Raw genomic sequence first — 24,264 nt, forward strand, 5'->3', positions numbered from 1 at the left:
GGTCTGGGTAGACCGTTGATTTCATTGACTTTCCTGTTCGCTTTGTAAACGGGTATGGTGGCCTCCCACTTTTGAGGTTCACGATGCAGGGTTGGCACACAACGTTTTTGGGGATGCGTGGGCTCCCCCGCGATATCAGCGACTTCGAGATGAAGGCATTTTTCACCTTCGATGGTGCCGAGCGCGACGCAATCAATGCACGCCGAGGTGATTCCCACAAGCTTGGTCTGGCGCTCCATATTGGTTTCCTGCGCATGAGTGGGCGTTTGCTCGGTGCCTTTCGGGTAATTCCAGTAGCCTTGTGGCGCCACCTTGGCAACGAGCTTGGCATTGCAGCACCAGAAGTCGCCTCGCTGAGAGCCATGTATGAACGCGGGCGCACGCTATTCGATCACCAACAAGTAGCCTGCACGGTCCTTGGATTCCAGTGGATGAGCGAGCACCAGCGCCGCTCACTGGTACGTGAACTGCGCGACGAAGTGGCGCGCTGCGCCGACCGCGATCAGCTACTCGTGCGGGCGCGTCAATGGCTGTACAAGAACAAGCTGGTGATCGTGCACGAGCGGGCAATTCGGACACTGATTGCGGCGGCACTTGCCCAGCTTGAAGTTGAAACAGGCACCGCCATCGCCGCCAGCGTTGATCCAGCAACACTTGATCGCTGGCGAGCCTCAGTTTCAGAGCCGCGCCCAGATGGACAAACCCAGCAGAGTTGGCTATGGGCTGCACCGGCGAAACACTCAACCCGCCAAATCAGCGAGGTACTGGAGCGCATCGACCTGCTTTACACGCTGGACGTTCATAAGCACCTGGCAGACATCCCCGATCTCATCTTGCGCCGCTACGCGCGCCGACTTGTCTCCAGGCCGCCCTCAGCCGGAGCCAAGATCAAAGAGCCAGCGCGCACCGTGGAGGTCGCATGCTTTCTTCGGTATTGCCTGTTCACCACCACAGACCAGTTGATCCTTATGGTGCAGCGCCGGATCGCCGATCTGTGGCGTCAGGCTGCCGCCGATGTCCCCGCTACCGTCAATTGGGCCGCAATGTACAAAACGCTGCTCGGCGAACTTGTTGCCTTGAGCGCGCAAGGTGCGGTGCCAGATGCTGAGTTGCGTGCCCGTCTTGAAGCCTTGATCACCGAAACCCAGAAACGCAAACCACCGAGCAGGGCCTCCCTGGTCCGCGAGGGATTGATTGATGGAATTCGCCCCGTGCGGTCGTTGCTCGTCGCCATTGCAAAGCTGCCCTGGCAGGCCACCGGCGAGCATCCTGCCATCGAGTACCTTGCCAAGCTGCAAGCTTTATATCTCAAAGGATCCAGAAAGCTGCCAGTTGAAGTGGTGGCACCAAGTCTGGGAATGATCTGGCAGGTTTCGATCTCCAGCCCAGACCGGGAACGGGCGTTTCAGGCGTTGGAGGTGGCCACCCTGTTTGCCCTGCGCCGCGCGGTGCGCAATGGCTCGGTCTGGATTGAGCACAGCCTGAGCTTTCGGGGTCGTGCGCGCTTGTTCTTCACGGACGAGCGTTGGCAGGCAGAGTCCAAGAAACACTATGCCCGTCTATCGTTACCCAGCAAGGCTGCCACTTTCTTGAAGCCTTTGCTGGCCAGAGTAACTGCCGGTGTCGATGCGGTGGCCGCTGCAGCCCGCAGTGGCGTACTGCGCGTGGATGATGAACTCCATTTGTCGCCATTGCCCGCAGAGGACGAAGACCCAGAAGTGACCAAGCTGCGCGCGGCTTTGGATCACCGCATCGGTGAGGTTCAATTGCCGGAAGTGATTCTGGCCGTTGACGCCCAGGTGCGCTTTAGCTGGATCATGCTCGGACGTGAGCCGCGCTCTACCGACGAGCTGCTGATGGTCTATGCCGGCATCATGGCCCACGGCACCAGTCTGACTGCGGTCGAATGCGCGCGCATGATTCCGCAATTGTCTGCCACCAGCATTCGCCAGGCCATGCGCTGGGCGCGGGACGAACGGCGTCTGAGCCAGGCCTGCCAGGCTGTGCTGGAATTCATGCAGCGACACCCGATTGCCGCCACCTGGGGGCGGTCCGATTTGGCATCTTCTGACATGATGACCATGGAGACCACCAAACGGGTGTGGCAAGCCCGGCTTGATCCTCGGCGCAACACACCTTCCATTGGAATCTACTCCCATGTAAAAGACCGGTGGGGCATCTTCCATGCGCAGCCCTTTGTGCTCAATGAGCGCCAGGCGGGCGTGGCCATTGAAGGTGTCATCCGCCAAGAAAAGCTGGAGACCAGCCAGCTTGCTGTGGATACCCATGGCTACACCGACTTTGCCATGTCACATGCCCGTTTGCTTGGTTTTGATCTTTGCCCGCGGTTGAAGGAACTCAAACAGCGCCACCTCTTTGTGCCACGCGGCACCAAAGTGCCCGCAGAAATCGCTGCGGTGTGCGAAGCCAATGTCGACGTCGCTTTGATCGAAAAGCATTGGGATAGTCTGGTGCACCTGGCAGCCTCGGTCATGAGCGGACATGCCAGTGCGGTGGCAGCTCTTGCGCGGTTCGGTTCTGCCGCCCAGGGCGATCCAATCTATGAGGCTGGCGTGCAATTGGGGCGGTTGCTGCGTACGGCGTTTTTGGCTGACTACTTTGTCAAGGACGCTTTCAGGAACGAGTTGCGCCGGGTGCTCAATCGGGGCGAGGCTGTTAACGCCCTCAAGCGCGCCATTTATACCGGCCGGATCAGCCCGGCGCAGGCCAAACGTGTCGATGAAATGCAGGCTGTGGCCGATGCGTTGAGCCTGATGGCCAACATCGTGATGGCGTGGAATACCTCACAGATGCAGGCGGTCCTGGATCGCTGGTCGAACCGCCGCCAGGTCATTCCACCGGAACTGATCGGGAAGATTGCGCCCACCAGGCTGGAGAGCATCAACTTGCGGGGTGTGTTTCGCTTCCCGGTTGACCGCTATGCTGACCAAATCCTGCCTTCGCGGCCAAATGCATCGATAACTGGCACCAATGGATGAAACCGACCACGGTTTGACGCCACGAATCGCAGATTTGAAAGTGAACAGGAAAGTCAATGAAATCAACGATCTACCAACACCACCTCCGCGCCAGTGCTAGCTTTTCGTACCGTCACTTATTGCACTGAAAACGAGGAGACCCCTCAACGCCGTCGAGCGGGCGAGCGCCGAAGCAATCACCCGCGCCAACCGGCGCATCTACGATGCCTTGGCCGAACCGCTGTCGGACGCGCATCGCCGCCGCCTCGACGATCTGCTCAAGCGTCGGGACAACGGCAAAACGACCTGGCTGGCCTGGCTGCGCCAATCGCCCGTCAAACCGAATTCGCGGCACATGCTGGAACACATCGAACGCCTCAAAGCGTGGCAGGCGCTCGACCTGCCTTCTGGCATCGAGCGGTCGGTGCACCAGAACCGCCTGCTCAAGATCGCCCGTGAGGGTGGCCAGATGACGCCCGCCGACCTGGCCAAGTTCGAGGCGCAGCGACGCTATGCCACCCTGGTGGCGCTTGCCATCGAGGGCATGGCCACCGTCACCGACGAAATCATCGACCTGCACGACCGCATCCTGGGCAAGCTGTTCAACGCCGCCAAGAACAAGCATCAGCAGCAATTCCAGGCGTCCGGCAAGGCGATCAACGCCAAGGTGCGGCTGTTCGGCCGCATCGGCCAGGCGCTGATCGAGGCCAAGCAGGCGGGCCGCGATCCGTTCGCCGCCATCGAGGCCGTCATGTCCTGGGATGCCTTCGCCGAGAGCGTCACCGAAGCGCAGAAGCTTGCGCAGCCCGAGGACTTCGATTTCCTGCACCGCATCGGCGAAAGCTACGCCACGCTGCGCCGCTACGCGCCGGAATTCCTTGCCGTGCTCAAGCTGCGGGCCGCTCCCGCCGCGAAGGACGTGCTCGACGCCATCGAGGTGCTGCGCGGCATGAACAGCGACAACGCCCGCAAGGTGCCCGCCGACGCGCCGACCGAGTTCATCAAGCCGCGCTGGCAGAAGCTGGTCATGACCGACACCGGCATCGACCGGCGCTACTACGAACTGTGCGCGCTGTCGGAGATGAAGAACGCGTTGCGTTCCGGCGACATCTGGGTGCAGGGGTCGCGCCAGTTCAAGGACTTCGAGGACTACCTGGTGCCGCCCGCGAAATTCGCCAGCCTCAAGCAGGCCAGCGAATTGCCGCTGGCCGTGGCCACCGACTGCAACCGGTACCTGAACGACCGGCTGACGCTGCTGGAAACACAGCTTGCCACCGTCAACCGTATGGCGACGGCCAACGAGCTGCCGGACGCCATCATCACCGAGTCAGGCTTGAAGATCACGCCGCTCGACGCGGCGGTACCCGACACCGCCCAAGCGCTGATCGACCAGACGGCAATGATCCTGCCGCACGTCAAGATCACCGAACTGCTGCTGGAGGTGGACGAATGGACGGGCTTCACTCGGCATTTCGCGCATCTGAAATCGGGCGACCCGGCCAAAGACAAGAACCTGTTGCTGACCACGATCCTCGCCGACGCGATCAACCTGGGCCTGACCAAGATGGCGGAGTCTTGCCCCGGCACGACCTACGCCAAGCTGGCTTGGCTGCAAGCCTGGCACATCCGCGACGAAACCTACGGGGCGGCGCTGGCCGATCTGGTCAACGCACAGTTCCGCCATCCCTTCGCCGAGCACTGGGGCGACGGCACCACCTCATCGTCGGACGGCCAGAACTTCCGCACCGGCAGCAAGGCCGAGAGCACCGGCCACATCAACCCGAAATACGGGAGCAGCCCAGGGCGGACGTTCTACACCCACATTTCTGACCAGTACGCGCCATTTCACACCAAGGTCGTGAACGTCGGCGTGCGCGATTCGACCTACGTGCTCGACGGCCTGCTGTACCACGAGTCCGACTTGCGGATCGAGGAGCATTACACCGACACGGCGGGCTTCACCGATCACGTCTTCGCCCTGATGCACCTCCTGGGCTTCCGCTTCGCGCCGCGCATCCGCGACCTGGGCGACACCAAGCTCTACATCCCGAAGGGCGACGCCGCCTATGACGCGCTGAAACCCATGATCGGCGGCACGCTCAACATCAAGCACGTCCGCGCCCATTGGGACGAAATCCTGCGGCTGGCCACCTCGATCAAGCAGGGCACGGTGACGGCCTCCCTGATGCTCCGAAAGCTCGGCAGCTACCCACGCCAGAACGGCCTGGCCGTGGCGCTCCGCGAGCTGGGCCGCATCGAGCGCACGCTGTTCATCCTGGACTGGCTGCAAAGCGTGGAACTGCGCCGCCGCGTGCATGCCGGCCTGAACAAGGGCGAGGCGCGCAATGCGCTGGCCAGGGCAGTGTTTTTCAACCGCCTGGGTGAAATCCGCGACCGCAGTTTCGAGCAGCAGCGCTACCGGGCTAGCGGCCTCAATCTGGTAACGGCTGCCGTCGTGTTGTGGAACACGGTCTATCTGGAACGGGCTGCGCACGCGCTGCGTGGCAACGGCCATGCCGTTGATGACGCGCTGTTGCAGTACCTGTCGCCGCTCGGTTGGGAGCACATCAACCTCACCGGCGATTACCTCTGGCGCAGCAGCGCCAAGATCGGCGCGGGCAAGTTCAGGCCGCTACGACCGCTGCAACCGGCTTAGCGTGCTTTATTTTCCGTTTTCTGAGGCGACCCCGGGATCAGTCGCCGCGCCTGAGCTTGCGCACCACGCTGGACTGGCTGATGCCAAGCGCCCGTGCGACCTCCCGGGTATTGCCGTACTTGCGCATCGCGTCCTCGATGAGCCGGCGCTCGAAACGGTCGACGCGCTGGCGAAAGGTGCTGGCGTCGAGGATCTCGGCCGGCAGCACCCCGTCGAGGAACGCCGGCTCGACAAGGTCGCTCTGGCTGGTCACCACCAGCCGCTCTACCACGTTGCGCAGCTCGCGCACGTTGCCGGGCCAGTCGTACGCCAGCAGCAATGTCATTGCCTCCTCCGATACGATGCGGTTCACGCCATAGCGCTGGTTGAATTCCCGCAGGAACTGGAACACCATCGGCGCGATATCGTCCTTGCGCTCGGCAAGCGGCGGTACGCGCAGCGGCACCACATTGAGGCGGTAGAACAGGTCGTCGCGAAACGTGCGCTCGCGGACCATCGCTTCGAGGTCGCGATTGGTGGCCGCGACGACGCGCACATCGACCGGCACGGTACGCGTCGAGCCGAGGCGCGATATCACGCGGTCCTGCAACACTTGCAGCAACTTGACCTGCAGGTCCAGCGGCATGTCGCCGATCTCGTCGAGAAACAGCGTGCCGCGGTTGGCCAGCTCGATGAGGCCCGACTTGCCCTGCCGCTGCGCCCCGGTGAAGGCGCCCGCTTCATAGCCGAACAGTTCCGATTCCAGCAGGTCGCGCGGCACCGCGCCGCAGTTGATCTTGATGAGCGGTCCCGCTGCGCGCGGACTCTCGCGGTGGATCAGGCGCGTGATCACGTCCTTGCCTGCGCCCGACGGGCCCGTGATCAGGACGGTGGCATCGACCTTGGCAACGCGCACGGCCAGCGATGCCACCCGGTGCATGGCCTCGCTGCGGATCACCAGGCCATCGACGTTCAGGTTCTGTGTCCGCAGCGCTTCGATCTCCTCGTCCACGCGCCGCAGGTCTGCCTTGGCCTGCGCCAGTGCATCCTGCAACTGCACCAGTTCGGTGGTGTCGCGCGAATTGATCACGACTTTGCGTACCTTGCCCGCGCCGTCGAATAGCGGCATGCCGGTGACCATGATGGTCTTGCCGGTGTGCGTATGTTGCGTGGTGGTGATGCGCTGGCCGGTTCGGGCAACGTGCTGGGCGACCACCGGCCGAATCCATCCCTTCTTCTCGAACTCCGAGACGTGGTGGCCAATCATGTCTGCTGCCGGCAGATCGTAGTTCCGCTCGCAGCCCTCGTTGACCATCATGGTGACGCCATTGCCGTCGGCGACAAAGATGCCATCGAAGGAATGGTGGAAGATCTCCTCCAGATCGCCACAGTGCTGGCGTAGCTTGTCTATCGCGGGAAAGACGGTCTCGTGCCCGTCAAGGGGCATCAGCATGACGAGGGTGTACTGGCCCTGTGCATGCACGCCGACCGCATAGGTCCGCCCGGACAGCGAGACCGTGTCCGGCACGGAGGCCGGGTCCGCGCGAAGCGCGGACAACAGACGGCTCCAGGACATCGCATCCTGCCGGCCGCCGTCGCCGTCGCCGTCGCCGTCGCCGTCGCCGTCGCCCTCGCCCTCCGTCCGCGCCGGCTCGCCGTGATGTCTGCCCACGGCATCGCGCGCGACGGCGTTCTGCAGCACCACGGCGTCGCCGCGCAGCCACACCAGGCCGATCGGCAACGCTTCCAGTATCTCCACCATTGGCTTGTTTTCCCCAGGCCACTTGTCCGTCGGGCCGTGCGGCGAGCTTACACCACGTCGTTGCGGGTTCGAAAGCCGCCACGCCCGCCCGCCGCTGATTCATATCTGAATCAGGCGCCGTCAAAAGCGGTTCGCGTTACCGGGCCGGCATGCGCGCCCAGCGTGCGGCCGTGCCGCGATTCGATCGCGCGTGGGCATTGGCAGCGCCGGGGCGCCGTGGCTCGCACGTCGGCATGCCGCTTGCTCAAGGGACGTCGGCGCCAGGACGCCGCGTCTGCCGGCTGTGCGGCGCCAACAAATCACGCCCGCCTGAACGGGCGCAATCCAGGAGACAACCATGATCGAACTATCGGAGGACGCGGTCTGTCCGGCCGCGCACGTCGCGCAAACGACTCGCACCCCAGAGGCTATCGCGTCGGGTCCGCCGTGGCGCGGTGCGGCATACACGCACAGCTTCCGCGAACTGATCGGCGCCAAGCGGCGCCTGGTCGTGCCGCTGCTTGGCGGCAGTCTGGCCTTCATCCTTGCCGTCACCCTACTCGCCGGTTACGGCCGGGAGCTGATGGGCTGGAAGGTGCTTGGACCGCTGAACGTGGGGTACGTGCTGATCCTGCTGATCTACGCCCTGTGCTGGCTGGTCGCCACCGTGTATGTGAACACCGCCAACCGACGCTTCGAGGAACTCGCGGATCGCGCCGCAGCCGAGGCCCACGCCAGGAGCCAGTCATGAAAGCCCTGACCATCGGAATCTTCCTCGGCATTCTCGCGCTGACGCTGGCGGTGACGTGGTGGGCCGCCCGCCACACCAATACCACCAGCGAGTTCTACGCCGCCGGCGGGAAACTGACGGCCCGCGCCAACGGCTTCGCCCTGGCAGGGGACTGGATGAGTGCGGCGGCTTTCCTGGGCTTCTCGGGCCTGATCTCGCTGTACGGCATGGACGGCTCGCTCTACGCGGTGGCGGCGCTGGCAGCCTTCCTGATCGTACTGATGGTGGTGGCCGAGCCGGTGCGCAATACCGGCAGGTTCACCTATGGCGACGTGATCGCCGAACGCATGCGCAGCCGGCATGCGCGGCTCGCGGCGGTCATCGGGACCTTCGTGGTCAACCTGGCATACATGGTGCCGCAGATGGCAGGGGCCGGCGCCCTGATCAAGCTGATGCTCGGCATCTCGTACGAGTCCGCCGTGGTCATGGTTGGCGTCGGGATGATCGTGTATGTGCTGTTCGGCGGCATGATCGCCACCACGTGGGTGCAGATCATCAAGGCCGTTCTGCTGCTCGCGGCGGCTGCCGTGCTGGTGGCGATGCTGCTGGCTGCTGTCCAATACGACCCGCTGCGGCTGTTCGCTTCGGTGGAGCAGCAGTATGGCGCGCAGATGCTGTTGCCGGGCGGCTACTTCAAGCATCCGCTGGACCCGCTATCGCTGTTCCTGTCGTTCATGTTCGGCGTCGCCGGCCTGCCTCACATCATGACGCGCTTCTACACCGTGCCGGATGCGCGGACAGCGCGCAAGTCGGTGCTGTGGCTGATGTTCCTGGCCGGCAGCTTCTTCCTGGTCACCACGCTGATCGGCTTCGCGTCGGCCACCCTCGTGGGACAGGACGCCATCCGCGCGGCCGACAAGGGCGGCAACCTGGCACTGCCGCTGCTGGCGCAGCATCTCGGCGGCGGTCCCGGCACCTTCGGCGGCCAGTTCTTCCTGGCATGTATCTGTGCCGTGGCCTTCGCCGCCATTCTCGCCGTGGTGGCCGGACTCACGCTCGCGTCGTCGGGCGCCATCGCGCACGACCTGTATGTGAATGTGATTCGCCGGGGCGCGGTCAGCGAAGAGCAGCAGGTCCGCGTCGCGCGCATCGCCACGTTGGGCGTGGGCGTGCTGGCGGTCGCGCTGGGACTGCTGGCGCAGGGCATCAATGTGGGCGTGCTGGTGATCCTGGCCATCGCGATCGCGGCGTCGGCCAATTTCCCCATCATCCTGCTGTCGATGTTCTGGCGCCGCTTCAATACCGCCGGTGTGATCGGTGGCGTCACCGCGGGCCTGGTTTCGTCGGTCGCGCTGGCGTTTCTCGGCCCGGCGTTCCTGAAGGACCAGGCGCTGTTTCCGATCGTGAATCCAACGATCCTGAGCATGCCGATCGGCTTCCTCGGCGCATGGCTTGGCACGATGCTGAGCCGGCGCAGCGCCGAGCACGAGGCCCGCTTCGACGCCTTCGTCTTCCAGGCGCATACCGGGGCCAGGCCGGATGCTCCGCCGGCTCCTGTTGTGCCGGCGGACTGATCCCGCTGGTTCCACCCGATCCATGTACATGCCGGCGCCGTCCACGGTCGGCGCGGGCAAGACTGACCCGCGGGCACATTGCCCGCTCCATTACTGGGGATTTACGATGAAAGCAATCAAAGGTGTAGTGTTCGATCTCTACGGCACGCTGTTCGACGTGCATTCGGTAGCCGGCCGCTGCAGCGACCTGTATCCGGGACGCGGACTGGAGATCAGCGTGCTGTGGCGCCAGAAGCAACTGGAATACACCTGGCTGCGCAGCCTGATGGGCCAGTACCTGTCGTTCGAGGCTGCCACCGAGGACGCGCTGGTCTATACCTGCAACCATCTCGGGCTGCAGCTGCAGGCGCCGGACCGCGCGGCGTTGTGCGAGGCGTACCTGAAGCTGAATCCCTACCCGGATACTCCGCCGGCCCTGTCGATGCTTCAGGCGCTCGATCTTCCGCTGGCCATCCTGTCCAACGGCTCGGTACGGTCGATTCATTCGGTCGTGCACCACGCGGGGCTGCAGGATCGCTTCGCCCATCTGATCAGCGTCGATAACGTCGAAGTGTTCAAGCCGCACGGCAAGGTCTATGCGCTGCCCGAAAAGACCATGGGCCTGGCGCGCGACAACATGCTGTTCGTCTCGTCGAACGCCTGGGACGCATCAGGGGCCAAGCACTTCGGTTACCAGGTGGCGTGGATCAATCGCGTGGGCAACACCTACGACGAGCTGGGTGCGCGGCCGGATGTCCAGGTCGAGTCGCTGGAAACGCTGGCCGATTGGGTCCGAGGCCAGGATCGCGCTTGAGCGGCTGCCGCTGGCCTCCGCCCTTCCCGACGGGGAGGGCGCGAGGCGGCGGCAATCCAGCCTGCCGTGCCACCCGCTACTTCCTCTTACATACTGCCCGTGGCTGTCGCGGGCGCATAGCGCCCCGACAGCGCTGCATACAAGGGCGGCACCGCCATCCTCGATACGCCGGCCGCGATCAACGCGGTAGCCATCAGCGGAATCGTCAGGCCGCGCGCTCCCACCAGTTCGATCATCACCACGAAAGCCGTGACCGGGCGCTGCGTCACCGCGGCAAGATAGCCGCACATCGCCAGTGCCGCGTACACCGGCAAAGGTGCCTGCCCGATCGTGTATTGGAGCAGGTTGCCGATCCCTGCGCCGATGGCCAGCGATGGCACGAACAGGCCGCCCGGAATGCCGGACAGCCAGGTCAGCAGCAAGGACAGGCCCTTGAGGAAGGGATACGCAGCCGGCAGCACGAGGTCGCCGGCCAGCAGCGCGCGCGTTTCGCCGTACCCGCTGCCGTGGCTGGTTCCCGATGACGCCAGCCCGAGGAGCGCAACGCCCAGCCCGCACAGCGCGCCGAACATTGCAGGGCGTTGCGCGCGCAGACCGCGTATCCGAGGCGGCAACCACCGCTCGCTGTGAACCAGCAGCCAACAGAAGCCGGCGCCGGCCAGCCCGGCCACCGCGCCCGCTGTCACGACCGCGACAGCCATGCGGTACGGTGCCGACGGGCCGGCCGCTATCATGCCGAGCGCCGGACCCTCGCCTTGCAGCACGCCCGCCACGGTGCCGGCACAGACCACCACCGCGATCAACGCCGCGCTGCCGCGCGGCGGGATGCCGCGCGCCAGTTCCTCGATGGCGAAGGCAATGCCGGCCAGCGGCGTGCAGAACGCTGCCGACAATCCGGCCGACGCGCCGGCAAGGGCAAGCTGGCGATCGAGCGCGGTGAGATGGGCGCCGGCTGGACCGGACAGCCCGGGGAGCCACCGGCGGAGGCTGACGAGCAGCGCGGCGCCGATATGGACGGTGGGGCCCTGGCGGCCGAGCGTGAAGCCGCCCAGCGTGCCGAGAAAGGACAGGCCGATCTTGCCGACGATCACCGCCGGCCGCAGCAGACGCGGCTTAGCCGTTCCATTGCCGCCGCTGACGATGGCCACGATCTGTGGAATGCCACTGCCTTCGGCACCGTCGAAATAGCGGTGTGTGAGCCAGACTGCGAGTGCGCCCAGTGCTGGCGAAAGCAGCAAGGTGACCCACGGCCCGTGGGCGCTTGCCGCGAGAAACAGCTGGTGGCCGATGTCGATCAGCCAGGCATATAGCGTGGCGACACCGCCGACCAGGGTGCCACCGACGCACAGTACGGCGTGATGCCACCACAGCCGGCCACGGGCCCGTGGTTTCCTCCAGTTCGCGCTCCCACGCAGCTCCATATCGTCCCCTCGTTGTTATCGTGCCGACGTGCGTCAATGCGCGTCGGAGCGGCTGACAAACGCAGGATGCATGCCAGTGGTGAGCCCCAGACCGACTTGTCAGGCTCGCCACCGGCACAGGGCGCAGGGGCCTTCGGGTCTTCTCTGACCGTTGGGACCGAAATCCGATACCATGACTGCCGCGCACGGTGCGCCAAGCTGGCGCGACGCTGCTTTCGCCGCAGTTCCGAAACAACGGGAGACTTTGATGTCGTTCGAACATTGGATTGCGTTTGTGCTGACCAGTGTCGTGATACTGGCGATTCCAGGACCGACGATCCTGCTGGTGATCGGCGATGCCTTGGCCCACCGCGGCAAGTCGGCGTTCGCCACCGTGGCGGGTGTTGCCGCGGGCGATCTCACGGCCTTTACCCTGTCAATGGCCGGGTTGGGCGCGGTCCTGGCGACCTCCGCCACACTGTTCACCGCATTGAAGTGGGCCGGCGCCGCCTATCTGATCTATCTTGGCGTCCAGGCGCTGCGGAGCGCCGCGCGAAGCGGCGCAAGCCAGGTACCGGTGAGCGAGGGCCGTCCGTTACAGCGCTTCGGCAAGGCGTGGCTGGTAACGGCGCTGAATCCGAAGAGCATCGTCTTCTTCGTTGCGTTCGCTCCCCAGTTTATTGATGCCAGCCGTTCGTTCCTGCCTCAGGCCGGCATTCTGATCCCGACCTTCGTGATCATGGCGGCGGCCAATGCCGCCATCTATGCGCTGCTGGCGCGATCGCTGGCGACGCGGCTGACCAGTGCCCGAGCGCAGGCGAACGTCCAGCGCGTGGGAGGCCTGACGCTGATCGGCGCAGGGACACTGGTGGCAGCCCGGGCCTGATGGCCTGATGGCCTGATGGTCTGATGGACTCAGGGGATGGCGGCGGCAAACGCCTGCCCCATCTGCCGAGCCCGCTTTACCTCATCGCTGTGCAGATAGACCGACGTCGTCGACACCGACGCATGCCGCAGATTGTCCCGCACGATGGTCAGGTCCACGCCACGCGCCAGCGCATGTGTGGCGTGCGTATGCCGCATCCAGTGCGGACTGGCGCGCCTTAGCTTCTCTGCCGCCGTCGGATGATCGGCGCCGATGACATCGGCGGCCAGCAGGAAGAACCGCTTGACGATATGTCCAAGCCGGGTGGTCGTGATGCCGGCGTCCGGCGTGTCGGTCAGACCCCCGAGGCCCCCGAGGCCCCCCAGGCCGCCGACCAGCAGCGTGTCCGGGCGCCACAGGCGCCGGCTGACGGGCAATCCGCGCTCTGTCAGGTAGCGCTCCAGAGCCGTTCTCGCCAGCGGCGGCAGGGCCACCTTGCCGCTACGCCCGCCCTTCCCCGTCAGCTGGAGCCATTCGTCGCCCTCGCGGTCGGCGCCGATATCGCCCAGCCTGGCGGCGACGAGTTCGCTCGCCCGCAGCCCTGTCGCATAACCGAAATCCAGCACGAAACGCAGGCGCTGCGCGGCGGCGGCTTCCCACCCATAGGACCACTCCAGTCCATCGGCGATGGTCCGGACGAGCCGCCACTCGCCTTCGCTGAAGGCATGGGAGCCATCCAGCGCGGCGGTGCGGCCACCGCCCCGGACCTTGATGCCCGCGAATGGATTGGCCAGGACATACCGCTGCTGCGCCAGCCAGCGGAACATGGCCCCGACGATGGAGAGCGCGTGCGCGACCGACCGGGCCGATAGTGCGCCGGTAAAAGGCCGCCATTCCGGCGACGTGCGCGAGCGCGGCGGGCCTGCCCAGCGATCCCGAGGCGTCGGGCGGCGCAGGAAGGCGCGGTACGCAACGGCGTCCTCGGTGGTCAACGATGACAGGGGCCGCTGCCGCTCGACGATGGCCCACAGGATCAGGCGTTCGGCTTCCTTGCGGTAGGTGCGTTGCGTCGCTGGCGATTCATGCAGCGCCAGCCAGGCCTGTACTGCCTCGTAGTCATTGTCGGCCGTCAGCGTGCAGGTCTGCCGCGGCGCGCGAAAGCGCCCTTGCGAGCCATCGACCTCTTGTGGCAGCCGCAGCTGTTCCCAGGGCACGACCACGCTGCGCCGCTCCTGCACGACCAGCGCGCGGGCGCGTTCCGTCAGCGCCGGGTGGGCGGCGAAGAATGCCTCGATATGCGCGGCGCTGCGCGCGCCGAGTCCTGGAATGGCGGTCCACCACCGGCGGCGCCTTGGGATACGCACGGTCAGCGCCGCCAGCGTGTCGATGCCATGGGCCCGCAAGGCAGCCACCGCGCGCGCCGGCAGCCAATGGCCAATATCGTCCGCAATCGATGGCCGTGGGGCTGGCAGCGTGCGCAAGAGGTCGATGGCGCGGTCGGCCGCCCTGCCCTGCGCGGCGCGTTCGGACGCAGGGATTTCGAACAGCGCGGCGAGATCGTCGCGGCCGCGCTGCCGTGCGAACGCCGCCAGCTGGCGCCGGATGCGGCCGAGGATGGCGCGTGAAGACTGGCCATGCGCCCTGTCATCTCCGAGATATTGCGCCACCGCCTGCCGCGAGCCGAGCCCGGCATGCCAGGCGCGCAGCGCGGCGACAGAGGCGGCGTCCGGGAAGTCAGGTGGGGTAAGGGTGGAAGGCGGGCGCGGTTTCATGGCTGCCAGTTTAGCGCAGCAATGTGGCCATTACGATAAGAATAGTTATCCCTGTCGAGATACTGAAAAGCGTTATCCTCGTTTTTCCCAAAACTGTTTTGCCAGTTCGCTCAGAGCGCTAGTTAACTGAGCGACAGATTTCGCACTTTGCAAATTATTCTGCCCGGTCTGTACATTGGTATCAGCAGCATCGCGTATATTGATAATACTGCGGTTTATGTCTTCACTTACTGCTCCCTGCTGCTCGACCGCAGTCGCTATTTGCGCGTTCATGTCGGTAATTTCGTTAACGCGTTGGCCAATTCCATCAAGAGCTGTAGCTGCTTCCTCTGCGTGAGCTACACTCGTGTGCGCTTGCCGACTACTTTGCTCCATGACTGTAACAGCGGATTGCGCTCGCTCTTGTAGAGCGCTGATCATGCTTTGAATATCCGTTGTCGATTGCTGTGTGCGAGCAGCAAGACTGCGAACCTCATCGGCGACAACAGCAAAACCACGCCCCTGCTCACCAGCACGCGCGGCCTCAATTGCTGCGTTGAGTGCCAACAAATTCGTTTGCTCGGCGATCCCTCGTATAACGTCAAGAACTTTTGATATCTCGTTACTTTGACCTTCAAGCTCATGAATAACCTGAGCGGCTTGCCTAATTTCACCTTCAAGGGCAGTGATTGACTGGCTTGTGTGGGCTACCAGACGCTGGCCAGATGCCGTCTCAGTGTCTGCTCTTCCGGCCGCATCTGCAGCATGCTGTGCATTGCTCGCAACCTCTTGAATGCTTGCCGCCATTTGGTTTACTGCCGTTGCTATTTGATCTGTCTCTGCCTGCTGCTCAACTGTAAGTACATTGCTTGACTCAATATCCTTTAGTAGGCCTCGGGTGTGTTCGCTAAGCCGATTTGATGCATCACCTATGCGACCTACTATGGCGCCTGTTTCAGCTTGCATCATTCGTAAAGCAAACTCTATTTGGCCAAACTCATCGGTGCGCCCAGTGTAGAGGGATTGACTTAATGGGTTATTGGAAATATTCCTGGCTCTTTCAACCAGTCTTCCAAGAGGAGAGAGAATAGCCAAAACACTAACAGAGCTTAAGCTTCCTGACATTAAAGTGGGCGGTTACAGGAGCTGAGTGCAACACGGTTATTGAATTGAAGCTGGAGCATCATGCCGCATAGCCATAGCTTCCTGCATCACCTCGTCCATAACCTCGATCGGACACTTGAAGTCGAAGCGCTTACGGGGGCGCATGTTCAGTTGCAGTGCGATGGCATCCAGTTCCTCCTGGCTATGCACCGACAAGTCCGTGCCTTTGGGCAGGTACTGGCGGATCAGGCCATTGATGTTTTCGTTACTGCCGCGCTGCCAAGGGCTGTGCGGGTCGCAGAAGTAAATCGCCACCCCGGTCTGCTGGGTGATTTCAGCATGCCGCGCCATTTCTCGGCCCTGGTCGTAGGTCATGCTCTTGCGCATCGCCAGCGGCATGCCATTGAGCGCTGCACTGAAGCCTTCCATCGCCGAGGTCGCCGTCGCGTCGTTCATCTTCACCAGCATCAGGTAGCCACTGGTGCGCTCCACCAGCGTACCTACAGACGAGGCGTTGGCCTTGCCCTTGATCAGGTCGCCTTCCCAATGCCCTGGCATCAGTCGGTCTTCGATCTCCGGCGGACGTACATGAATACTGACCCTCTCAGGGATCTGACCGCGCCGATCCACGCCGCCAGAGCGCGGCCTGCGCATCGTCTTGCTTTGGCGCAGGCAGATGATCAGCTCTTTACGCAGCTCGCCGACTGGCAAGGCATAGATCGCGTTATAGATCGTCTCGCGACAGACGTAGGCATCTCTGAGGCTGGGAATATTCATGCTGCGCAGCTTGCCGGCAATCTGCTCGGGAGACAAACGCTCACGCAGCATATGCGCCACCAATTCGAAGCGCTCGCTACCCGGCAACAGCTTTTGCTTCGGTCGACACACCTGACGGCGGGCCTGCATCTGCTGCTGGGCCACGCGGGCCGAGTAGCCGCCACAGGCATCTCGATTGCGGCGCAGCTCCCGGCTGATGGTCGAAGGGGATCGGTTGATCAAGCAGGCAATCCCGCGCAGGCTGAAACCTTGGGCATGACCGATTTGAATGGTGGCGCGCTCTTCAACGCTGAGTTCGGAATAAGACATAGGGACAGCACCGTACCGGAAAGGTCAGGTGTTGCACTCAGTTTTCGCCGCCGCCCCCTTATTATCACTGCGAGGTGAATAGCTTTTCTGCCAATTGATTATGCCAATGCGATTCTCTTCGCCGAAGATTTCGTCCATGAGCATGCCAAGTCTAAATAGTTCCCTATGATCAATACAGATAGCCATAACCCCGCCTGGGGTTAGCATCTCACGCATCATCCAGATTCTGGGTGTCATGAAGCGCAACCATTTGCTGTGCTTGGACCCATCATCTTTAGGAACTACATCGCCGAGATCTGGATCGTTTGGATCCTTGTCCCACTTGTCGTTATAGCGGAAGTCCTCGCCGGTGTTGTACGGCGGGTCTGTTACTACAAGATCAACTTGACCACGATATTTATAGAGCGTGACCATCGCAGAAAGGTTTTCACCGTCCCAGATCTCATTCTCTGACTGGGCGGTTTCCTCTCCAAAGGATACTTTCTTGATAATACGATGCAGCTTCGGCTTGACCTGGCGGATGATCTGCCAGGGAGCAGCCCGCCCGGTGTAACTCATAACGATGCCATTCTTGCCAGCATCGGCAAGCGCCGCATCATGCTCCTGCAGCATACGGACCAAGGCGGCCCTCGGCAGTTGTTCGTAATCCATGCTTGCCCCTTGAATTCGTGCGGCGGCACCGAAAAGCTGAAAATTCTAGTACCGCTCGTGGATGCTTCACCATCCCTAGGGTGGCGAGTGTACTTGTGAACGTATTGATTTGGCTGTTAAACCGTTGAAAAAGACGGATCAACTGAGTTCCAAACGGGCTGCGTACTGGCTGGCAGATGCGAATCCGGCGCACGCCGCTCCCTTCTGGGCTCAAGCCCGCGAAGCGGGCATAAAGAACCCGGCCGAGGCCGGGATCCTTATGGGCTTATGGGCCGGCGTATTGGTCTGCCCAGTCCAAAGCCGGTGCCACGGGAGCTTGCACCTCCTGAGGCCAGGTTTTGGAGCCCACTGCAAATCGCCCGTAACCCATTAAAAGATAGCTGGGCATCCGACGAAAAGAGCACCAAGGCACCATTACCCTTGAGCTACAGCGCCGCTACGGGGCACCAGTTTGATTTCAACGCGGCGATTTTGGGCGCGACCCTCGGCGGTGTCGTTGGGGGCAATGGGCGAGCTGGAGCCTGCACCAAAGGTTTGCAGGCGCGAAGGATCGACGCCATTGCTGCGCAAAGAGAAAAAGGGGACTGATTTATGTGCGCCAGGCAAAGCTTGGTCGCCTGGGAATGACGGCGCAAGCCGTCACGAAATGGCGTAAGAAACCCAGCGGGTATGACCCCCGCCCGGTAAAGGTTAGCCACCGACCGGAAGCGAGTCTTGCGTGGTGACCGGGTAACCGGCGCTGCGAAGCGTAGACAGCAGAAAAGGGGATTTATTTTCCCTACTCTAAAACGGCCGCTGTTGGCCGATTGCTGCCTGTCGTGGACGACCGTTTAACTTCAAAGCCTGACTGGATTGCAAACTGCTGACACGCGTAGATTCTGTTTTCGACTCGTTTAATGCCGTCGATGCCAGGCCATAAACAGAGAGGAAACAACCGCTCGAAAATTCGAGCCATAGACTCTAGAGCCAGTGGGTAGTCGGAGTCATGTTCCTGCAACCATCAAATCCAGATTCTGCACCGCCGCTCCAGCGGCTCCCTTCCCAAGATTGTCAAACACCGCAGCCAACAAAACCTGCCCCGTCTCATCATTTTCACACACCACCAATCGCAAACTATCAGTCCCGTTAAGCGCCTGAGGATCAAGGCACGTCAACCCTTTGGCCTCCTGCATCGACATCACCTGTACATGGTCCGCATCGACGTAGTGCTGCATAAGACACGCATGCAACCGCACCGCATCCACGCCCGGCGCCAACAAGCGAAGTTGCAACGGTATGGTCAGCACGATCCCCTGCCGAAAAGCCCCATAAGCCGGCACAAACATCGGCCGCTCCATCAGACCGCTTTGCTGCTGAATCTCCGGAATATGTTTGTGTGCCAGCCCCAGACCATAAACCTGAAACGCGGGCGCCTGTGATGCGCCCTCTCCCTCATGCTCTTGCACGCCAACGCGCCCTTTTCCGGAATAGCCCGACACAGCATGAATGTTCGTCGGATAGTCCCTGGGCAGCAACCCGGCCTCCAGCAATGGGCGCAGCAGCCCTATCGCCCCCGTGGGATAGCAACCGGGATTGCTGACCCGCCGTGCCGTGGCGATGCGTTGGGCCTGCTGCGAGTTCATCTCCGCGAAACCATAGGTCCAGTCTGGATGGGTGCGGTGCGCCGAACTCGCATCGATCACCCGAACGGCGGGGTTTTCGATGCTCGCTACAGCGTCGCGTGCGGCTTGGTCGGGCAAGCAGAGAATCGCGATGTCGCAGGCGTTGATGATTTCGGCGCGACGTTGCGGATCCTTGCGATGTTCGGGGCTGAGCGTGATAAGCCGCAGATCGGTCCGGTCGCGTAGACGTTGATGGATTTGCAACCCGGTGGTGCCTTGGTCGCCGTCGATGAATATAAGAGGACTTGCCATGGAATGCTCTCGGACATAGGAAATCAGGAGTTCCAATCTTCAGTGAGGGGCTAAGATAGGAAAAGTTGAATTTCTAAACGATGAAATTCAGCTTTTCTGAACAAGGAGTGACTCATGCGCGAAATCAGCCTGGACCGTCTGCGCACGTTGGTGGCCATTGCCGACCTGGGTTGGGGTCATGCCAAGATAAGGCCAATTCGCTATCATAAGCCCGCCAGTTATGTAGAAGTTTGCATGCATGCCTCTTGGTTATAAAGAGCCTCTGGATTTCCGCCTTTGCCGTCGGCTAGACTGGCCGGCCCTTCAGCGATTGTGGAGATCCCTGTATGGCCACCGTCGAGCGCACTGCCTACCCGCGTTTCCCAAAGGTCTTCTCCACGAAAGAGCTGCAGGCCTGCTACACGCCGACCGCTGAGGAGTTGGACTGGGCAACCCGCTCGACCCGCGGCCAGAGTCCGCGCCTAGGTCTCTTGGTGCTGCTCAAGATCTTCCAGCAACTGCACTATTTCCCCTATCTTGATGCGATTCCCACCGCCGTAGTCGATCACGTGCGAGTTTGCGCGGGGTTGGACCCCGATACGCCGTTCGGTTACGACCGCAAAGTCTCTCCCACGCTGTTCCGGCATTACGTCGTCGTGCGGCAATTCCTCGGCGTGCAACCCTACATTGGCACCGACGCCAATGAGGTCACCATCCGCGCTGCACGTGAAGCGGCCGAGACGATGGATCAGCCGGTGGACATTATCAACGCGACTATTGATGCGCTGATCTTGCAGCAGGTTGAACTGCCTGCGTTCTCAACGCTCGACACCATCGTCGAGCAAATCCATGCCCGCACCCAAAACGCAATGTTCAGGCGGGTCGCACGCCGGCTCTCTGAAGAGGATCGGCAGCGCCTGGACAAGCTTCTCACGCGCGAATTCGCCAACCGGCAGACCGCCTACAACAACATCAAGCGACATGCCCGGCGGCCCTCGCGCAAACACCTGAACCTGCTGATCGAGCATCTGGAGTGGTTGGATTCTTTTGGCGACCTATCCGGCGTCCTGGAAGGCGTGCCTGCCACCAAGCTACGTTCGCTGGCCAACCAGGCCATGGGCCTGGACGCAGCCAACCTCAAGGAAACGCTGCCTGAGAAGCGCTATACGTTGATCGTGGCCTTGCTTGCTCACATGCGCGTGCGCAGTCGCGACGATCTCGCCGAAATGTTTATCCGGCGTATGGGCGCGATCCACAAGCGGGCCCAGGACGAACTGGAATACATCCAGTCTCGCCAGCGCGCCAAGCTCGAAGGCCTTGTCACCGTGCTGGACGGTGTCGTCGATATCGTCGCCGATGGCGGTGACGATGCCCGAATCGGCGCGCAGGTGCGCAAGCTGTTGGCTCCCAATGGCGACCTGGAGCCCCTGCGCGAGCGCTGCGCCGAAGTGCGGGCTTTCAGCGGCAACAACTATCTGCCGCTGTTGTGGCGGCACTTCCGCGCCCACCGTTCGGTGATGTTGCGCCTCGCCCGCGTGTTGGAGTGGGAGTCGACCAGCCAATCACGCACGTTGTTAGCCGGGCTGGAGGTCGCGCTGGAAAACGAATCACTGCACCGGGAGTGGATCGCTGCTGAAGTCGATCTCAGTTTTGCCTCCGAGCGCTGGCGCAAGCTGGTCCGGCGAGCGCACCACGAGGGTCCGCCCACCAACCGGCGCTACTTGGAGTTGTGCGTGCTGTCCCACATGGTCAACGAGTTGCGCTCGGGTGATCTGTGCGTGGTGGGGTCAGACGCCTTTGCCGACTACCGGGGCCACCTGTTGCCGTGGCGCGAGTGCGAGCGGCGCTTGCCAGAGTACTGCGCCAAGCTGGATCTGCCGGCCAACGCGCAGGAGTTCGTCGCGCACCTCAAGCAGTGGCTGGCCGACGCCGCGCAGACGCTGGACAAAAGTTTTCCGGACAAGCGCCAGCACGTCACCATCAGCGCTGACGGCGAACCCTTACTCAAGCGCACCGCTGCGCGCGAAACTCCGCCCTCGGCCGTTGCCTTGCAGCAGGCGCTGATCCGCCGCATGCCGACGCGCAACCTGCTCGACGTGCTGGCCAATATCGAGCACTGGACCCAGTTCACCCGGCACTTCGGGCCGCTCTCCGGCAACGATCCTAAGATCCGCAACGCCGCCGAACGCTATCTGCTGACGATCTTCGCGATGGGTTGCAATCTCGGACCCACTCAAGCTGCGCGCCATATGGGCGATCGCGTCACCCCCATATGATGTCGTTCGTCAACCGGCGGCACATGAGCCTGGAGAAGCTGGAGACCGCGCAGCGCGAGCTGATCGAGCTGTACCTGCGCCTGGATTTGCCTAAACACTGGGGCGACGGCAAAACGGTGGCCGCCGACGGTACCCAATACGACTTCTACGACAACAATCTGCTGGCCGGCTATCATTTTCGTTACCACAAGATGGGCGCCGTGGCTTACCGGCATGTGGCCGACAATTACATCGCGGTGTTTCGGCACTTCATCCCGCCTGGTGTGTGGGAAGCCATCTATGTCATCGAAGGGCTGCTCAAGGCCAACCTGAGCGTCGAGGCCGACACCGTGCACGCCGACACGCAGGGGCAGTCGGCGGCGGTCTTCGCTTTCACCCACTTGCTTGGCATCAATCTGATGCCCCGCATTCGCAACTGGAAGGAACTGGATCTGTACAAGCCCGATGCCGGCGTCAAATACAAGCACATCGATTCGTTGTTCTCGGCGGTGGTCGACTGGGATCTGATCGCTTTTCACTGGCAGGACCTGATGCAGGTGGCGCTGTCGATCCAGGCCGGCACCATCTCTTCGCCGCTGCTGCTGCGCAGATTGGGCTCGGAGAGCCGCAAGAACCGCCTCTACCTGGCCGCGCGAGAACTGGGCAACGTCGTGCGCACCGTGTACCTGCTCGAATGGGTCGGCAGTCGCGAGCTGCGCCAGGAAGTGACCGCCACCACCAACAAGATCGAGTCGTACAACGGCTTTGCGAAGTGGTTCTCGTTCGGTGGTGACGTGATCGCGGAAAACGAGCCCGAGGAGCAGCAGAAACGCCTGCGCTACAACGACCTGATCGCCTCGGCCGTGATCCTCCAGAACACCGCAGACCTGATGCAGGCCCTACGCACGATGGTCAGCGAGGGCATCAAAGTGAACGTCGCCGACATCGAATTCCTGAGTCCTTATCTGACCCACAACATCAAGCGCTTTGGTGACTACAAGCTGCACCTAGAGCGCGTACCGGAGGCCTGGATTCGCGATGGGTTGTTCGCGGGACCCGCCCGCGCTGTCCGCAGGGCTCGCCATGCCTGAGACCAAGACCCCTACGGGGATGTCGACAGCGAAGCATTGCAGGGGCTCCGGCAGTCGTTCGATACCCGCACCATTCTGCATGCGGTGGAGTTGCTCGATGGGATTCGAGCACGATGCGCGCCGGACGGGTTGCGCGACGATCTGCTGCGCCTGCACGGCATGGCTCATACCGTGATTAACGACGCGAGCCTAGCCTACAGCACGGATGGACCGACACTGGTTGAACAAGTCGACGCGGTGCTGATGGAGCTTGGCGACTGGCTCGCGGCACTGGAGCGGATGCGCCAATCATTGGAGCCACTGGAACACCTGAGCCCAGCCGACTAGCCGAGCCATTCGGCCCGAAAGCCAACGTAGAAGGCGTCGCCACGCTTCGTTGGCCAGCTCATGGTGGCGCCTTCGATGCGCTGGCTGCCATGGCGATTTGCCCGTTTTCGTGGGTGATGCCGGCAGCCGCCGCGCGTGGAGCATGCCATCGAGAATTGGGTACGCTCAGTTCCAGCCAAGCCGGTGGCTGGCTTGCGTTGCCTGGTGGCGTGCGTCATCTTCCGCGTGGAGGTAGACACTCGTCGTGGCGAGCGACGCATGGCCGAAGTTGTCACGCACGAAGCGCAGGTCCACCTGTTGGTCGGACATGTGCGAGCCGGCCGTGTGGCGCAGCCAGTGGGACGATGCGCTGGCGAGCACGTCAGCCTGCGCGCCAAACTCGGGACCCTGTGCACGCACGCGGTCGGCCGCGAGCTTGAACACCTCCTTGACGATCAGGTGAATCGCCGCGCGCGATAACGGCTTTTCCGGGCCGATCACGGGCAGCAGCAAAGGGCGTGTTTCGCCGATCTGCGGTGACGGCGGCAGGCCGCAGATGCGCCGATAGCGCGCCAGCTCCGCGATCAGTTCATCGGTGGCGGGCACCAGGCGCGTCTTGCCGCCTTTGCCGTGCACCTCGATCCACCAGCGCTCGACGCCCGCCGCGTCCCGGCGAGAGAACACGGCGCCCATGCGCGTGGAGGCGATTTCCGCTAAGCGCAGGCCGGCCAAATACAGCACGGAGAACAACCACCGGCAACGGGCCGCGTGCAGCCGGTCGCGTTCCGTCGCGACGGGCAGGGTTTCGATCGTGGCTTTGACGATGTCCCAATGCGCATGCGTGAGGTAGCGCGTCACGCGCGGGGCTGTCTTGGCGCTGCGACGGCGCGCGAGCGAGAGCGGATTCCCGGCGAGGTATCCGGCTTGCACCAGCCAGGCGAAGAGCGCGTTGAGGATCGTCATCGCATGCCGCACGCTCGTGGGCGACAGTGGACCGGCGAAGGGGCGCCAGTCGGGCGAGCTTCTCGCCAGCTTCTTGCGTGAGGCCATCACCCAACGCCAAGCTGGCTGCGGGTCGGCCAGGAAGCGCTCGTAGAGCAGCAGGTCCTCGTGGGTGAGTGAAGACAGCGGCTTGCCGTGCTGGAGAATCGCCCACAGTATCAGGCGTTCGGCTTCCTTGCGGTAGGTGGCGACCGTGCCGGGCACGCCGGCATAGCGGGCGAGCCACGCAGCCACGGCGGCCAGGTCGTCATCCGCCGTGATTTGGCGGCTCGCTTCGCGTGCGCGGTTGGCGCCGTGAAGGCCCGAGAGCGCTGGCGGGATGCGCAACTGCTCGATGGCCACCGCGGGACCGTTGAACGATGGAACGGGATGGGTCATCGATGCAGGGCCGCCGTCCTAGCGTGCGGGCG

At 62.8% G+C, this 24,264-nt stretch carries 14 protein-coding genes and 4 pseudogenes; 9 read left to right on the forward strand and 9 right to left on the reverse strand.

Annotated features, from left to right (window positions below; all coding sequences use genetic code 11):
* Positions 1-83: 83 nt before the first annotated feature.
* On the forward strand, positions 84-2,999 hold the full coding sequence (locus tag V6657_RS24625; RefSeq protein WP_045220660.1) for a Tn3-like element IS1071 family transposase: 2,916 nt from the start codon (positions 84-86) through the stop codon (positions 2,997-2,999).
* 142 nt (positions 3,000-3,141) lie between these two features.
* Positions 3,142-5,634: pseudogene (locus tag V6657_RS24630) on the forward strand (Tn3 family transposase); the annotation flags it as partial.
* Between the two features lie 37 nt (positions 5,635-5,671).
* Here the strand turns inward: V6657_RS24630 and V6657_RS24635 are convergent.
* On the reverse strand, positions 5,672-7,375 hold the full coding sequence (locus V6657_RS24635; RefSeq protein WP_024542572.1) for a sigma 54-interacting transcriptional regulator: 1,704 nt from the start codon (positions 7,373-7,375) through the stop codon (positions 5,672-5,674).
* A gap of 337 nt (positions 7,376-7,712) precedes the next feature.
* On the opposite strand from V6657_RS24635, the gene V6657_RS24640 reads away from it, so the two are divergent.
* The 3 genes from V6657_RS24640 to V6657_RS24650 all read left to right on the forward strand — a co-directional run bounded on the left by V6657_RS24640 (position 7,713) and on the right by V6657_RS24650 (position 10,451).
* Positions 7,713-8,105 carry a DUF485 domain-containing protein gene (locus tag V6657_RS24640; RefSeq protein WP_015063409.1) on the forward strand — a complete coding sequence of 131 codons (393 nt, stop codon included), beginning with the start codon at positions 7,713-7,715 and terminating at the stop codon, positions 8,103-8,105.
* Entirely contained in the window at positions 8,102-9,658 is a 1,557-nt protein-coding gene (locus V6657_RS24645) for a cation acetate symporter (RefSeq protein ID WP_015063408.1), read from the forward strand. Before V6657_RS24640 ends, V6657_RS24645 begins: the two co-directional genes overlap by 4 nt.
* Positions 9,659-9,764: 106 nt before the next feature.
* Positions 9,765-10,451 (forward strand): haloacid dehalogenase type II, encoded by a 687-nt coding sequence (locus tag V6657_RS24650; RefSeq protein WP_015063407.1) that lies wholly within the window; start codon positions 9,765-9,767, stop codon positions 10,449-10,451.
* A gap of 86 nt (positions 10,452-10,537) precedes the next feature.
* Here V6657_RS24650 and V6657_RS24655 read toward each other — a convergent pair whose 3' ends face one another.
* Entirely contained in the window at positions 10,538-11,872 is a 1,335-nt protein-coding gene (locus V6657_RS24655) for a chloride channel protein (RefSeq protein WP_024542571.1), read from the reverse strand.
* 247 nt (positions 11,873-12,119) lie between these two features.
* Between V6657_RS24655 and V6657_RS24660 the strand changes: the two genes are divergently transcribed.
* Positions 12,120-12,737 (forward strand): LysE family translocator, encoded by a 618-nt coding sequence (locus tag V6657_RS24660; protein WP_024542570.1) that lies wholly within the window; start codon positions 12,120-12,122, stop codon positions 12,735-12,737.
* A gap of 29 nt (positions 12,738-12,766) precedes the next feature.
* Here the strand turns inward: V6657_RS24660 and V6657_RS24665 are convergent, their stop codons facing one another.
* From V6657_RS24665 to argC, 6 genes and pseudogenes are all read right to left on the reverse strand, one after another.
* Positions 12,767-14,488, reverse strand: coding sequence for a site-specific integrase (locus tag V6657_RS24665; protein WP_015063404.1), 1,722 nt, complete (start codon positions 14,486-14,488; stop codon positions 12,767-12,769).
* A gap of 72 nt (positions 14,489-14,560) precedes the next feature.
* Positions 14,561-15,598: pseudogene (locus V6657_RS24670) on the reverse strand (HAMP domain-containing methyl-accepting chemotaxis protein); the annotation flags it as partial.
* Positions 15,599-15,628: 30 nt separating this feature from the next.
* A complete protein-coding gene (locus V6657_RS24675) occupies positions 15,629-16,657 on the reverse strand; it encodes an IS30 family transposase (protein WP_003465026.1) in 1,029 nt (342 codons plus the stop codon).
* 24 nt (positions 16,658-16,681) lie between these two features.
* A complete protein-coding gene (locus V6657_RS24680; RefSeq protein WP_003465024.1) occupies positions 16,682-17,308 on the reverse strand; it encodes a DNA methyltransferase in 627 nt (208 codons plus the stop codon).
* Positions 17,309-17,722: 414 nt separating this feature from the next.
* A pseudogene (locus tag V6657_RS24685) lies at positions 17,723-17,881 on the reverse strand (OmpA family protein); the annotation flags it as partial.
* A 410-nt stretch (positions 17,882-18,291) separates the two neighbouring features.
* Positions 18,292-19,221 carry an N-acetyl-gamma-glutamyl-phosphate reductase gene (gene argC / locus V6657_RS24690; RefSeq protein WP_003465021.1) on the reverse strand — a complete coding sequence of 310 codons (930 nt, stop codon included), beginning with the start codon at positions 19,219-19,221 and terminating at the stop codon, positions 18,292-18,294.
* A 114-nt stretch (positions 19,222-19,335) separates the two neighbouring features.
* Between argC and V6657_RS24695 the strand changes: the two genes are divergently transcribed.
* From V6657_RS24695 to tnpC, 3 genes and pseudogenes are all read left to right on the forward strand, one after another.
* Positions 19,336-19,476 carry a hypothetical protein gene (locus tag V6657_RS24695; RefSeq protein ID WP_157774042.1) on the forward strand — a complete coding sequence of 47 codons (141 nt, stop codon included), beginning with the start codon at positions 19,336-19,338 and terminating at the stop codon, positions 19,474-19,476.
* A gap of 71 nt (positions 19,477-19,547) precedes the next feature.
* A pseudogene (locus V6657_RS24700) lies at positions 19,548-22,546 on the forward strand (Tn3 family transposase).
* Positions 22,547-22,582: 36 nt separating this feature from the next.
* Positions 22,583-22,873, forward strand: a complete 291-nt coding sequence (tnpC, locus tag V6657_RS24705; RefSeq protein ID WP_338755337.1) for a Tn3 family transposase post-transcriptional regulator TnpC — start codon at positions 22,583-22,585, stop codon at positions 22,871-22,873.
* Between the two features lie 165 nt (positions 22,874-23,038).
* Here the strand turns inward: tnpC and V6657_RS24710 are convergent, their stop codons facing one another.
* Entirely contained in the window at positions 23,039-24,232 is a 1,194-nt protein-coding gene (locus tag V6657_RS24710; protein ID WP_004637351.1) for a tyrosine-type recombinase/integrase, read from the reverse strand.
* Between the last annotated feature and the right edge of the window lie 32 nt (positions 24,233-24,264).

This window comes from Ralstonia sp. RRA (assembly GCF_037023145.1).
Lineage (GTDB): Bacteria > Pseudomonadota > Gammaproteobacteria > Burkholderiales > Burkholderiaceae > Ralstonia.